General features: G+C 63.4%; 8 protein-coding genes. 4 read left to right on the forward strand and 4 right to left on the reverse strand.

Going from position 1 to position 14,755, the window contains the following annotated elements; all coding sequences use genetic code 11:
- Nucleotides 1–5: 5 nt before the first annotated feature.
- The gene (gene ccsA / locus HPY44_04800; protein NSW55308.1) at nucleotides 6–950 is read right to left on the reverse strand and encodes a cytochrome c biogenesis protein CcsA; all 945 of its coding nucleotides are present in this window, start codon (nucleotides 948–950) and stop codon (nucleotides 6–8) included.
- Nucleotides 947–2,428, reverse strand: coding sequence for a cytochrome c biogenesis protein ResB (locus HPY44_04805; protein NSW55309.1), 1,482 nt, complete (start codon nucleotides 2,426–2,428; stop codon nucleotides 947–949). The genes ccsA and HPY44_04805 overlap by 4 nt, the downstream gene beginning before the upstream one ends.
- Nucleotides 2,429–2,563: 135 nt before the next feature.
- On the opposite strand from HPY44_04805, the gene HPY44_04810 reads away from it, so the two are divergent.
- Entirely contained in the window at nucleotides 2,564–5,359 is a 2,796-nt protein-coding gene (locus HPY44_04810; protein NSW55310.1) for a discoidin domain-containing protein, read from the forward strand.
- Between the two features lie 21 nt (nucleotides 5,360–5,380).
- Here the strand turns inward: HPY44_04810 and HPY44_04815 are convergent, their stop codons facing one another.
- Nucleotides 5,381–6,184: a hypothetical protein gene (locus tag HPY44_04815; protein NSW55311.1), complete on the reverse strand. Its 804-nt coding sequence runs from the start codon at nucleotides 6,182–6,184 to the stop codon at nucleotides 5,381–5,383.
- A gap of 170 nt (nucleotides 6,185–6,354) precedes the next feature.
- Here HPY44_04815 and HPY44_04820 point away from each other — a divergent pair, with 170 nt between their 5' ends.
- The 3 genes from HPY44_04820 (at nucleotide 6,355) to HPY44_04830 (ending at nucleotide 13,662) form a co-directional block, all read left to right on the forward strand.
- Nucleotides 6,355–8,076, forward strand: coding sequence for an arylsulfatase (locus tag HPY44_04820; protein ID NSW55312.1), 1,722 nt, complete (start codon nucleotides 6,355–6,357; stop codon nucleotides 8,074–8,076).
- Nucleotides 8,077–8,366: 290 nt separating this feature from the next.
- A complete protein-coding gene (locus tag HPY44_04825; GenBank protein ID NSW55313.1) occupies nucleotides 8,367–9,116 on the forward strand; it encodes a DUF1080 domain-containing protein in 750 nt (249 codons plus the stop codon).
- A gap of 142 nt (nucleotides 9,117–9,258) precedes the next feature.
- On the forward strand, nucleotides 9,259–13,662 hold the full coding sequence (locus HPY44_04830; GenBank protein ID NSW55314.1) for a discoidin domain-containing protein: 4,404 nt from the start codon (nucleotides 9,259–9,261) through the stop codon (nucleotides 13,660–13,662).
- Nucleotides 13,663–13,738: 76 nt separating this feature from the next.
- Here HPY44_04830 and HPY44_04835 read toward each other — a convergent pair whose 3' ends face one another.
- Nucleotides 13,739–14,752 carry a Gfo/Idh/MocA family oxidoreductase gene (locus HPY44_04835; GenBank protein NSW55315.1) on the reverse strand — a complete coding sequence of 338 codons (1,014 nt, stop codon included), beginning with the start codon at nucleotides 14,750–14,752 and terminating at the stop codon, nucleotides 13,739–13,741.
- Nucleotides 14,753–14,755: the final 3 nt, after the last annotated feature.

Consider the following 14,755-nt stretch of genomic DNA (forward strand, 5'->3'; position numbering starts at 1 on the left):
ACGGGTCACCCGTCTGTGGTGTTGCGTGAATCGGTCTCAGCGACGTGCGCTTCCCCCACTCGGCGCTCGGCCGCCTGTCGAATCCAGTACAGTATCCCCCATCCTGCCGCCAGTGCAAGCGCTCCGTAGGCGAAGATTGCCAGGGAAACGTGGATATGCAGCCACAGTTTGTTCTGAAGGGCCGGCGGCAGGGCAGTATGGCCCTTGTGCGGGAAGTACAGATATCCGTACATGGCAATCAGCAGTGCGAGCGGAAGGCCGGCTGTGAGCGCCAGACCCTGACCCCGGAGTGACGCAACCAGCGCACACAGCACGATCCCCCACACGAACCAGAGCGAGAAGTCGTAGCCGCTGGTGAAGGTGATGCGCCCCGCGTCCACCATGCGCATTACCAGCACTGCCGAAAGTGCCAGCAGACCGGCGAAAGCCGCCACCTGGGCCGCCTTGCTCGACCCCGCCACGCCGCGCGCAAGGTTCCCGGCAGACAGCGCAAAGGCCACCAGGAACAGCACGAATGCGGCAGTGGTTAGCAGTGCCTCCGCCGTACTGACGCCCGAAAAGCCGCCCAGTAGCCGTCCTTCGGGCGATGCGTGGGCTAAGCCGTAGGAGTGAAGGCTCTGCAGGTAGTTCACACCGGCATACGTGAACAGGACCGCTGCCAGCCCTATAACCGCGAACCCGGCCGAAGCAGCGCCGCCCCAGTTCCTCTGCTTGCGTCCGTGCAGATATGCCGCGTAAATGAGCCATGTGACCAGTGACGCGGTCTCTTTCGGGTCCCAGCTCCACCAGCGCTGCCAAACATACTGTGCCCACACTGCCCCGGTGATGATGACCATTGTCAGGAGCGGGAATCCAAAGGCGATGGTGCGGTAGATGTTGCGGTCGATTTCATCAAGCGGCGGCAGGCTGCTGCAGATGTGCGCCCACACGCCCCGAGAAGGTCGCGTCATGCGGGGCCTCCAGCGGAATTGTCTATCTTGTCACCCACGCCCACGAATACCTCATGGAATGCCGAACCAAGGCGGAGCATGTCTTCATTGTCGCGCCCCGGGCCGATCGCGGCAAGAGAGACCTTGACGCCGTCCTCGCCCTCTACGAGGCGCACCGTGGCCTGGTTTGCCCGAAGGTAGAAGATGAGCATCATCCCCAGGAGGCAGCCCACAAAGCCTGTCCAGACCAGGGGTACTCCGGGGTCTCGCCGGATCCCCAGGCCCGACCAGGACAGGGCGCGCTCGAAGGTGATTTCGCCGCCCGGAATCGGCGCCGACTGACCGGTGAAAATGGGTTTCATATCGCGGATATCGTGCGTCCCGTCTTCCGCGACGGCAACCACGGACAGGCCCAGGGCCGGCCGGCCGGGAATCTCGGAACCGCTGCCTTCCACCCGCCCCTGACGCTCGACGGCATCCGGAACGAACCACCGGGCGACCAGCGCCGTCTTCCGGTCGGGCAGGATCACCGCGGCGTTGTCCTTCCGGAAGCGCCATCGCAGCCCCTGGTCGTTCTCGCCCGCGGGTTCAAGAGGAAAGAAAACGGAGTAATCTTCGCCCTCGACGGTCACGGTCGCCTCGGCTCCGGCCATGCCCCAGCTCGATTGGCTTATGTAGAACCCGCGGTACTTGAGGGGGTGGTTGACGCGTATGGTCCGGCGAAGGCGCTCCTGCCCGGATTCAAGGACGGACAGGTCGCTGTAGTAGTTCTCGATACCACCCGATTCAGGGTCGGGACGCACCTCGAAGGAGTTGAGGCGCAGGTCAAAGGGCATGCGACCGTCGGGGTCCTTGTACGTCTCGCCTTCGACGATGATCGCCGTTGTGTCTACCGAAGTCGCCGGCAGTGACCCAAGAAGGGCGCCGAAGCCTATCAGGAAGATGGAGTAGTGGGTCAATGCCGGACCCCAGGCCGCCCAGCGGAAGCGGGACAGATAGATCCAATGGGCGCCCTGGTGCTCGCCAAGGTCGTGCACGGCGAATCCGGCGCTCCTCGCAGCGAGGCGTACCGACGCCGGCATCTTCTCGACGGACGGCGCCGTGAACGTCGTCGCATTGCTCTCGGCGAAACGTGCTGCTGCAGCCGCTGCCGTGGGGACTCGCCACCGCCCAATTGACAGTCGCCAGAGCCGACGTGTGCAGGCGACCAGACTGACCATCAGGATGCCGCTGATGAGCAGGAACCACCACGACGTGAACACTCGGTCCAGACCAAGAAGGGGTACAAGGCGCCCGAAGACGCCATACCATTCCTGGTAGAGTTCGGGGGGCTGCTTCTGGGGAATGATCGCACCGGTCAGGCTCCCTGCCGCGAGGGCCGCGAGGATAACCATGACGACACGCATTTCGCTCAGGCGCGACAAGAGGAACCGCAGCAGCCGGCCTGCGGTAATCTCCGGGTTCGTCGGCGAGGGTGTGTTCGGGGAAGGGTCGGCCACGCACCGCCTCCGGATCGGTTCTGGGCAGTCTCCGGGTGTGCAGTATTGCAGGAGAGCTGCCTGTCTTGAGGGAATATGTGCAATGCCAATTGGTCATCGGGCCTGCATTTACCTGCCCGGCCGGGAGACAATCCAATGCACCGTCGCTTGACATGTTGCGTGCTGTGTCTTCTCTTCGGCCTCGGCTGTGCGTTCGGCTGGGCGCACAGTTCATCGGACTACGCCGCGAGTATTCGCGAAGACTGGGATTGGCAAGCGCGTGTCGGCGAACCGGTTACCAACCCCAGCGGCGAGATACAGGGCGCGCCGGCGTGGGCTGATGCGGCCGGTGGAGTGGATGGCGAGCGAACCGGCAGCTACGGCTTTCACACCACCAACTCGAAGAATCCCTGGTGGCAGGTGGACCTGGGCGAGCCGGTTCGGATCGGCCGGATCATTGCATACAACCGCAACGAGAACGGGCTCGAACATCGGGCTTCGGGCATGCTGATCCTGGTCTCACAAGACGGAAAAGCCTGGCAGGAAGTGTTCCGACACACAGGCGAACCCTTCGGGGGCATTCGCGATGGCAAGCCGCTGACCGTGGATTTCGGCGAGAAGCCGGTGGAAGGCCGGTTCGTCCGCTGCGCGTTAGAGAAACAGGGCTCCTTCCATCTCGATGAAGTCGAAGTATACCCCGCGGGAGAGCCGGACCGCAACGTTGCCCTGAACAAGCCCGCCGATCAAAGCAGCGCAGGTCGGTCCTCGCGTTACCACGACAATTCGCCTGTGGCTGAGGAACGGCGATGGCCAACTGAGACCATCGCGAGAGCGCTGAGTCGCCAAGAACTGCTGCTGTCGGCGCTTGCTGCACTGGACGGCGACAGGCGGGCAGCTTTCGCCGCAGAATTGAGGGCTGCCCGACAGGATCTGGATGCGCTGTCAGCCGCACCTGTCTCGTCACTTGCGCGTCGTGATCTCTACTACCGCGTGATGGAGGCCGGCCGCCGGCTGGCGCTCACCAATCCACTGCTGGACTTCGACGCGCTGGTCTTTGTGAAGCGCAGACCCGGTGCCATCGCCCACATGTGCGACCAGTTCTTCGGAAGCCTGGCGCGGCCCGGCGGGTCCTTGTGTGTGTTGGAGAACCTGCGGGGAGAGCCCACGGTGCGAGACGTCATCGGTGGCCGGCTTCCCCTGGGCAGCTATCTGTCTCCGGACCTGTCCTGGGATGGCCGGCGCATCGTTTTTGCCTATGCGAAAGGCGATGCGGCACGCGAGCCGGTCTGGAGCAGTTCGCCTGACCTGGCGTACCACATCTTCACCGTGAACCTGGACGGAACGGACTTGCGGCAGATCACAGAGGGCCGTTTTGACGACATCCACCCGCGCTGGCTGCCGGACGGGGACATCGTGTTCATTTCCACACGGCGCGGAGGGGAGACCCGGTGCAGCGGCCGTCCGGTGCCCACATACACGCTGCACAGGATGAAGCCCGACGGTTCACACATCACCCGGCTATCCTGTCACGAGACCCACGAGTGGCACCCGTCCATTTTGCCCGACGGCTCGCTATTGTATACCCGCTGGGACTACGTGGACCGGCACACCAATATCTCGCACAGCCTGTGGAGCTGCCGCCCCGACGGATCAGCCCCCGTGGCGGTGTACGGGAACTACAACCACGAACGCAAACCGTGGGGGCTCTGGTCGGCCCAGCCTGTCCCGGGTTCTCGCAAGATCCTCGCGATTGCCGGCGCTCATCATGGCTATGCCGCAGGTTCGCTGGTGATGATCGACCCCCTGCTGGATTTCGATGGGAGCGATCCCGTGGAGCGCCTCTCGCCGGAGATCGCCTTCCCGGAGGCCGAAGGCTATCCGTACTCGGCATTCGACACTCCCTGGCCGCTGAGCGAGGATTTCTACCTGGTCGCGTACAGCCCGGCCTGGTCAACCCACAGTGCCGAGCACCAGGTAACCACGGGCATCTATCTCGCGGACCGTTTCGGGAACCGGACTCTGCTGTACCGCGATCCGGAATGGCCGTCGCAGGGCCCGGTGCCGGTGCGTCCGAAGACGCGCCCCGATGTGTATCCTTTTGCCACGGAACGGGGGCCCGAGACTGGGCGGTTTCTGGTGGCGAACGTGCGCGCCAGCGGGCAAGCCTTCCCCAATGTGCCCATCAAAGGCCTGAGGATTGTGCAGATCTTGCCGAAGACCACCTACGCGGCGGATGAGCCGAGAATAAGCGTGGCGCGGCAGATTTCGGCGCGGGTTGTGGTGGGGGAGGTGCCGGTTGAGAGGGATGGATCTGCGTATTTTGAGGCGCCCGCGGGGGTGCCCGTGTATTTCCAGGCCCTGGATGAGAATCGTATGGCGGTCCAGACCATGCGCAGCATCACTTATCTGCAGCCCGGCGAGGTGCGCGCGTGCATCGGCTGCCACGAACCGAGGCAGTCGGCGGTGGCAGTGCGCCGTCCGCTTGCGGCAGTACGGGAAGCGTCGGTTCCCTCACCCGGCCCGGAAGGCACCCGGCCGTTCTCCTACATGCGATTGGTGCAGCCGGTGCTGGACCGCCACTGTACGCGCTGCCACAGCTCCGGTGGCAGAGCGGCGAAGCTGCCCCTGACCGGTGACTTCGCGTCCAAGAAGTCGGCGTTCACGCGCTCCTACGAGACCCTTGCGAGAAAGAGTCTGGTGCCCTGGTTCGACAGTGTCAATGGTGGTGAGTGGATTCCTCAAAGCACCCCCGGCAAGATCGGGGCCCGGGCGAGCAAGCTCGTGAACATGCTGCGCGAGGGGCATCAGGGCGTGAATATGCCCGCCGATGATCTGTATCGGATATCGCTGTGGGTCGACTTGAACGTGCCCTTCTACGGGAGCTACGAACCGCAGCACGTAGCTGCACAGCGCGCCGGAGATGATCCGCCAATGGAAGAGATACTGCAGTAGCCCCCGGTTGCGTCGGGCTTCTCAGCGCCTCAACTCGAACACATCTACCTGGTCGCCGTAGAACTGTGGCACGAACAGCCGGTTATTCGCACGGTCCAGACCGATATCCGCGGCGGAGTTCACGTCGGCCAGGGCGCGGGCCTGCAGGTGATCGGCGGAGATCAGCCAGACCTTGTTCCCCAGGAAATCGGAGACGATCATTTCACCGGTATCCAGCACTTCGATGCCGTCCAGCGCCGTAAAATGCTGGGCCAGCCCGAAGGGCTGCGGGTCCTTCACGCCTGCCGGATCCAGTTCGTACACTTCGTGGTCTTCCCAGCTTACCGCGTACATGTGGCCCTTGTGGAAGGTGATCCCGTTGATGACCGGCACGCCCTTCATCCAGCGTACGTGCCGGGTCGGCGGGTCAATGCGCACCACCATGCCCCTTCCGGTATCCGATGCCCAGACAGCCCTGCCGTCGGTGGCGAGGTCATTGAGGCGCTGAGCGTCAGGAACTTTGATGGTGGCGGTGGACTCCGGGTCGTCCAGTGAGAAAACCTGGACCTGATTGATGTCCGCGCAGTAGAGGAAGCCGTTGAGCACGCACATGCCCTTGGGTGCTCCCAGCGGGGCGTCCTTCGTCCGCTCGCGCCATTTGAGGGTCTCGATGGAGCCGTCGGCGTTCAGTCGCGAAATGAAGCCGACATTGTCATTCTCCCATCCGGGCCCCACGATATTTGAGACATACACGTACCCCGTGTCCGGATCGTGGTAGACGCTCTCGGGCACCACCATGCCCTTGATGGACAGGATCAGCGCGGCGATCAGGGCTTTCTCAAGCATGGTCATCTCTCCAGTTGTCGATAGCGACCCAGACAATTGTTTCCCGTGCTTTTCGCCGTCGGACTCCCGCGTACCTGCAATCCGCGAAGGTCGAGACGCCGACTGAGGGGAATGCACCATGGGACGGGCGCATCGTCTCGTTCCCCGCCCGTGCACAGGAGCGATGAGCCATGCCTGACACTCCGCGCCGCCCCAATGTGGTGCTGGTAATCACCGACGACCAGGGTTATGGAGACCTGGGCTGCCACGGCAACCCCATTATCCAGACACCCAACATCGATGCGCTGCACTCACAGAGCGTGCGGCTCACCAACTTCCACGTGGGACCTACCTGTGCACCTACTCGCGCCGGCCTCATGACCGGGCGTTACTGCAACTGCACTGGCGTCTGGCACACCATCGGCGGCCGATCCTTGCTGCGCAAGGACGAGATCACCCTGGGGGATGTGTTCCGCGCCGGTGGGTATCGCACCGGGATGTTTGGTAAGTGGCACTTGGGTGACAATTATCCTTTCCGCCCCCACGACCGTGGCTTCGACGAAGCGCTCTACCATGGGGGCGGCGGCGTGAGCCAGACCAATGACTGGTGGGGCAACGACTACTTTGACGACATCTACCTGCGCAACGGCGAGCCGGAGGCGTTCCAGGGTTACTGCACCGACGTGTGGTTCTCGCAGGCAATGGATTTCGTGGAGCGGAACCGCCAACAGCCGTTCTTCTGCTATCTGTCCACCAATGCGCCCCACAGCCCGCACAATGTCCCCGAGCGGTATGCGCGATTGTACGAGGGGCTACCCTGCGAGCGCGACCGGTTTTATGGGATGATTACCAATATCGACGACAACATGGCCCGCTTGCGCGCGCACCTGCGCGAGCTTGGTCTGGAACGGGACACGATCCTGATCTTCATGACCGACAACGGGACCGCGAACGGCTGCCGGCTGGATCGCAGCGGATTCGTGGTGGATGGCTACAACGCCGGAATGCGGGGAGTGAAGGGCTGGGAGTACGACGGCGGGCACCGAGTGGTCTTCTTCCTGCACTGGCCCGGTGGCGGGATGGATCAGGGGCGGGATGTGGGCGAACTCGCGGCAAACATCGACGTGATGCCCACTCTGGTGGACCTGTGCGGCATCCCGGGCCCCAGTCCCGAAAACGTACACGGGATCAGCCTGGCTCCGCTCTTGCGCGGGGAAGCGGAGAGCCTGCCGGCGCGCACCATCGTAACGGACTCCCAGCGCGTCGAAAGTCCCATCAAGTGGAAGCAGAGCGCAACCATGACCCAGCGCTGGCGGCTGGTCAACGGGACGCAGTTGTTCGACATCCAGGCTGACCCCGGGCAGCGCAAGGACATTGCGGCGGATCATCCCGACGTCGTGGAGCAACTGCGCGGCGAGTACGAGAAATGGTGGAACATCGTATCGGAGCGCTTCGATGATGACCCGGCGATCATTATCGGCTCAGACAATGAGCCGGTGTCGATGATCACCACCCATGACTGGCACAATGAGAACAGCGAGTGCGCCTGGAACCAGGGGATGGTGCGCCAGGGCCACCGCTGCAATGGATACTGGGCAATCGACGTGGCGAGACCGGGACGGTATGAGTTCGAATTGCGCCGCTGGCCGCGCCAGGAAGATCGTGGAATGACCGAGGGCATTCCGGGAGAGATTGTGGATTGGTACACAGGCGGCAAAGCCCTGCCACTGAGGGAAGCCCGCATCCAGGTGGGTGACTGTGAGGCGAGCCGGGCCATCGGGCCCCGCGACAAGGCGGCGGTGTTTGAGTTTCGGCTTCCCGCGGGCCTGACGAGTCTGCAGACGTGGCTTGTGGACGAGAACGGCGAAGACATTGGCGCGTATTTCGTGTACGCCCAGCGCGTGGGGGACTGAGGCGAGGGGGCGCGCCAGACGGTGGCGTGCTCCTTCCACCGTGCATTGCTCCAGGCAAGCGAGGCAATCCCTTGAAACCTGCCCCGGGGGAAACCCCGGTATGTGCGGCCCATTCCATTTCCCAGCGCCGCCGTCCTGGCACACATGCCAGACCTGTGCGAGGGGCTGTCGGTAATTGCGACGTAAGAAGGTACCCGACGTCGGGGTGTGGAACACCCTGACTATCAGGCAACCAGCATCCCAGGGACAGGCGCAAAGTGGCCTGCCCATCAACTACAGGAGGCTTTGAGATGGCTGACGGCAAGATCGGCTATGACGACACCCCGGTTCTGGTGGGCGCGAAGTGGCACGTCCACGATGGCAACCGTCCGCAGCCCAAGGTTGTGACCCCCGGCACCAACAGCACCCAGGAAGCGCCCGGGATTCCCCCGAGCGATGCCGTGATTCTCTTCGACGGTAAGGACCTGAGTGGATGGGTGGCAAAGAATGGTGGCGAAGCCGGCTGGAAGGTTGAGGACGGCTACATGGAGGTCGTACCGGGCACCGGGAACATCCAGACCAAGGAGCACTTTGGCGACTGCCAGCTTCACCTGGAGTTCCGCTCACCCCACGAGGTCAAGGGCGAGGGGCAGGGCCGCGGCAATAGTGGCGTGTTTCTCATGGGCAGGTACGAGATCCAGGTTCTGGACTGCTACGATAACCCGACCTATCCAGACGGCACAACCGGCGCCATTTACGGGCAGTTCCCTCCCCTGGCCAACGCCTGCCGCAAGCCCGGCGAGTGGTCAGAGTATGACATCATATGGGAGGCCCCGCGGTTCGAGGGAAACCGCGTGATCCGCCCCGCATATGTTACGGTGTTGCTCAATGGCATTGTCCTGCACCACCACAAGGAGTTGCTGGGCGTCACCAGCCACCGCGTTCTGACCACCTACGAACCCCACGGACTGGTGGGCCCGCTGGAACTTCAGGACCACGGCGACCTGGTGCGCTTCCGAAACATCTGGTATCGACCGCTCCTGGACTACGACGCCGAATAGTGTTGGTCGCGTTGGAGCGACGATCCATAGCGGCAGCCCGGAAGGGCTGCCGCTATGGATTCATGAGACAAGGACCTGCAGCCGAACGCGGTGAATCACTACCAGTCGCATCTCTCCAGACGTACCCAAGGGGGCCAGTGCTGTGCCACGCCTTCTCGCCGCGGCTATCGCACTTGTCTGCTGCCTTGCGCAGGCCGGGCCAACCATGCAGGACCCGGAGATGCGTCCTGCGCTTTGCCTCAACGGTGAATGGCAGTTCCAGCCTGCGACGGACGCACTTGATCCGCCCTCTGCGGACGCCTGGGACGCCGTGCCGATCCGCATTCCTTCGCCCTGGAACGTCAACTCCTTCTCGCGTGGCGACGGTGGGGACTTCGTGGCCTTTCCGAGCTACCCGGAATCGTGGGAAAAAGTGAGCGCGGCGTGGCACCGGAGAGAGTTCACCTTGCCCGAGGCCATGCGCGGCAAGAGCATCTTCCTGCGCTTTGAGGCCGTGAGTTTCCGCGCGGAAGTCTATGTAAACGGGAAGCTCGCGGGGACCAACGAGGACGCCTTCCTGCCCTTCGAACTGGACGTGACTGAGCTTGTGCGTTTCGGCGGACCCAACGAACTGCTGGTGGGCGTGCAGGGACACCATCTGTTCAACGTAAAGGGGCGAGCGACCTACGGCTGGGGGAGTTTCTGGGGCGGGCACATCCACGGCATTTGGCAGGATGTGTGGCTTGTCGCAAGACCAAAGATCTGCGTCCGTGATGCTTTCGTGATGACCAGCGTTGAAGATCGGGTCATTACGCTTCAGATCACGCTTGCGAACCAGTCCAGCCAAGCTGCCCGGGTGCGGTTGAACAACCACATCTTCCCGGCGGACAAACCGGCGCCAGGCAGCGTACCGGAAAAGGGGTTTCAGCGCAGGTGGGTTGAGATCGGTGCCGGTGAGACCTGTACCGTAACGCTCAAGGAACCCTGGGCATCCCCGCGTCTGTGGTGGCCGGATGCCCCGTATCTCTACATGCTCGTGACCCGCATCTACCTCACCGATGACGCCAGTGAACCGCTGGATATGTTGCGTACCCGCTTCGGCTTCCGAGAGTTCAGGATCGGCCCAGACGGCCGTAAGTTCCAGCTCAACGGGGTGACCTGGTCGGGGCGCGGAGACGCCTGGCACTTCATGGGCATCCCGCAACTCACACCCGCCTATGCCCGGGCGTGGTACGAGATGGCCAAGTCCTGTAACATCAACATCATCCGTCTGCACGCTCAGGTCTACCCGGAATACTACCTGGACGTGGCCGATGAGATGGGCATGCTGATCGTGGATGAGACCGCCCTGTGGGGCTCGGCCATCAACTTCTGGTACAATGACGATTTCCTGCGTCGGGCCCGCGACCACGTCAGACGCCTGGTCCTGCGCGACAGGAACCATCCTTCCGTGGTGCTCTGGAGCGTGGCGAACGAGATCTATGCCCGGAAGGCCGACGACAATGCCCCGAGCCTGGACTGGATATTCGCCCGCTACGCAGAATGGGCGCAAGAGATGAAAGACCTCGACCCCACCCGCGAGGTATCGAGCGACGGCGACAACGACCTCAACGGGCGCCTGAACATCTACAGCTACCACTATCCGGGAGCGGGAGACCCCAAGCGCGGGAAGATCACCACCATTGGCGAAGCGGGGAGCATGTACTACTCCACGCCGCCGGAGGTCGCCCATGCCATCGGCGACCGGGCGTACCGGACCTCGAATGACCGCATGGAAGCGGTGGCCATCGAAACCGCGGACCTCATCGAAGGCTACCGCAAATGGGCTGCTTACGCCACGCCGTTCAACATCGCCTGGTATGGACTGGAGCCCCTGCCGATAGACGCGGAGTTCCAGTACGATGATCTCACCGCGCCGGGCGTGAAGCCTGAGCGCCTGGGCCCTTACACCACAACCCTCAATGCCGGGCGCGACCCGAAGCTCCCGAGTTTCCGGCCCAATCCCTTGTATGTGGCGGTGAAGGACGCTTTCGAGCCGATCCGTTTCTTTCTGAAAGAGCGCGGTGCGGCTCTCTGGGCGGGGCAAGAGACCGTGCGCCACCTCACCGTCCACAATGACACGCTGGAGCGTGCCGGGTTGTCACTCGCCTGGCAGTTCAGCGTGGAAGGCAAGCTTGTAGTTCGGCGCACAGAACGCCTCACGCTGGCCCCGGGTGAGATGTCGGAAGTCGAGCTTGTGATCCCGGTTCCAGCGGTGCCTGAGAAAGCCGAAGCAGTCGATGCTCTGCTCGAACTACGACTTTCGCGGGGCGGCATGACCTGCTACCGGCAGCGCGTCGGATACACCGTCTATGCCCCCGGTCACGAGTGGTCAGCCCGGGGCCTGCTGCGCTCGATGCCCCCCATTGCTCTCTTCGACCCGTCCGGGATGACCGCGGCTCTGTTTTCCCGGCTTGGAGTGGCATTCACTGAGTACGCCAGTGTTGACGAACTGCTATCAGCCCTGTGGCCGCAGGACGATAGAGTCGTGGCCGTTGTGGGGGCGAGTTCCGGAATCACTGCCGATGATGCCCTGCGCCTGGACGACTCGCCCCACCCTGTGGTGGTATTCGAGAATAACCCGGCTTTCTACGGCGACCGCTTCTATTGCACGCGTCATGGGGGAACGTACAGGCGAGGGTTCGCCACTCCGTGGCTTGCCGTGGACCCCGATGCATCTGCTCACCTCTCCTTCTGGGGCGAAGATGGTGTGATCGCGCGGGCTGCATGCGGGCGGGAAGTGCATGGGAATGTGGTCCCCCTGGTCACCTGCGGAGATGGGGATCTTGCGATGTTTGCGGCCCAGCGTCACGGTCGGCCGCGCATCTTCTCGGAGTTGTGCCTCATCGAAAAAGCAGAGACGGAGCCTACCGCTGCAGTGCTCGCGAGGCTATCCATTCTCATGGCCGCATTCCCGGGGTCGGATTGGCCCACCGGGACTGCTCCGGCGCGTGTGCTGTCTCCTGAGGACTCGCGGTTTGGCACTGTGGGGGAAGTCCTCGGAGTCCTGAGCACGGAAGAACCGCCCGGCGTGCTCCTGTGCGATGGTTCGGCGCCGCCGACCGACCCCGGGGCCGTCCGCTCCGCTCTGGGCTCGGGAGACCCCCGCAGCGTGCTTCTCTGCGGTCTACGCCCCGAGACGTTGGACGCCTGGAACGCAGTCCTGCCGGTGAAGCTCTCCCTGGAGCCCTGTCCGGCAGTCCAGCTCATCCGCGCCGATGAGGGATCGCCGCTGGTCTGGGGCATCAACCATCGAGACCTGTTTTGGATAGAAGAGAACAACACGCGTCCGCTCATGGATTGGGCGGTGACCTGCGAGGGCCCCGATGCGCAGCCGCTCCTTGTCACCAACCACACTGACTGGCGCCGCTGGTGCTGGCAGGGCGAGAACATCAAGACAGGAGCGCTCCTCCGCTCCGAACGCGAGCCCTTCAGGGAACAGACCGGACTGCTGCGGATGCCCTCGGGCGCCTCTCAACTGCTGGTCTCCCAGGTGCGACTTGATCCAACCAGCCCCAAGTCCATGCGCTACTACAGCCAGCTTCTCACCAACCTGGGCGTGCCCCTGCGTCGCGGCAAAGCTACTTCCGTGGACATGACCGCCTTCAACGTGGACTCCGACGGATTCATCCTGTCATGGCTGCTCTGCGGGCCTTTCGCAAAGGCGGATTCGCTTCCAGTGGGCACACCGGGCTTTGCGCCCGAACCCGGTCTGCTCAATGCCGGGCGCATCTGGGGCGCACACCGGTCTGGGGCGCCCGTGGTGGACTTCACCCGGCCCGAACTGTTTGGCGAACTGCAGGACGTGGCAGTCTACGCGGCAACCTGGGTCCGTGCTGAAGAGGACACCCCTGTCCAGTTGTGGCTGGGTAGCGACGACGGGGTGACGGTATGGCTCAATGGACAGCAGGTCCACAGCAATGCGGCGGTGCGCCCGGTCACGCCTGATTCCGACCGCGTCCCGGACCTCACCCTGAAGGCCGGCTGGAACGTCCTGGTGCTGCGAGTGGATCAGGGCTGGGGCGAGTGGGGGGTGTGTGCGCGGTTCGTGGACCGGGATGGCCGGCCGCTTGAAGGCATCAAGGTCTCGCACCAGGGGCCGGCGATGGCGCGCATGGAACTGTCCCGCGACAACTGGACGGCCACTGCGAGCCCCTCAAAGGAGAGTGTGGCCAGTGCATTTGACGGTGACCCGGCGACACGGTGGTCCACCGGGGAGCCGCAGCGGGATGGCATGCAATTCACAGTGAATCTTGGATCGGAGCAGACCGTGAGCCAGATCGTGCTGGATTCAGAAAACTCGCCCGGTGACTACCCGCGAGGCCTTCGGGTGGAGGCATCGTCAGACGGGCACAACTGGAAAACGGTGGCCGAGTGCGATGACTGTTCCAGCGCACAGTCGGGCGGGGTGCTGAAGCTCATTATCGACCCGACAACCGCGAGTGCGCTGCGATTCACCCAGACCCGCCCGGCAGGTTGCGCGGGCGGGCTGTGGTGGTCGATCCATGAGTTGCGGTTGTTGAAGTGAGGGAGCGGAGAAGCCGCCCCATCCATGGCTGTTGGGTGGTGACGCACAGCGCCCACATGGGGGCTGTGCGTCCGCATCAGCTCAGCGGCACCGGCACCTTCTCACCCGTGCGGGAACTCTCAATGGCTGCAAGGACCATGGAGAGTGACTTGATGTTGTCGTGGCACTCGGTCTGCGGCGCCTTACCTGTGCGCAGGTAGTCCAGCATCTCGCGCAGTGCCCCGTGCATTCCGCCGAACTCCAGGGGAGAGGGCACAATCGTCGCGTCCTTCAGCGACCGGTGGAAGCCCTCATCGTTGGTGATTATCTGGCCGCGCGGATCGGCGTCCTGTTCGTACAGGAGTGTGCCCTGAGTGCCGATGATTCGCCAGTTGCCGTTCCAGCTTGTATGGCACCCTTCGGCGCACCAGCTCCCCCGGTATGTAAAGATCACGCCGTCCGTCATTTCGAAGATACAACTCGCCGCGGCATCGCCTTTGTACCAGGATCCTTTCGGGTTGAACTCCCGGCAGTAGACACTTACCGGGTCCAGGCCTGTCATGAACCGGGCGAGGTCGAAATGATGGATGGCCATGTCCAGGATCAGCGGGCTGTCCATTTCGTCGCGGAACCCCCCGAAATGAGCGCCGATGTAGAAGTCGCAGTTGATCGTGGTAATATCCCCGATCGATCCGTGGGCGACAGTGGCGCGCACTGAATCGTGCCGCCGGTCCCAGCGCCGGGACTGGCTCACCATGTACAGTCGCCCGGTCTTCTCCGAGGTGGCCACCTGTCGCCGCGCTTCGTCCATACTGGAAGCCATGGGCTTCTCGCCGATGACGTGGCACCCGGCCTCCAGCGCGGTGCAGGTCACCTCACAGTGGGCTTCGGGAACGGTCAGGTCCACCACAAAATCCGGCCTGTGTTTCGCCAGGGCGGCACACAGGTCGCCGGTTGCCTCGGCATCCAGTTCGTACTTGGCTATCTGGGCAAGAGCGGCGTCTGGATTGAGGTCAACAACCGCTGCGACATGCACTCCCTCGGCCTTGAGCGGCGGGAACCAGGCGTTGGATATCCCCCCGGCTCCCACGACAACTGCTGTCTCCGGCATTGT

The organism is Armatimonadota bacterium, assembly GCA_013314775.1.
Taxonomy (GTDB): domain Bacteria; phylum Armatimonadota; class Zipacnadia; order Zipacnadales; family JABUFB01; genus JABUFB01.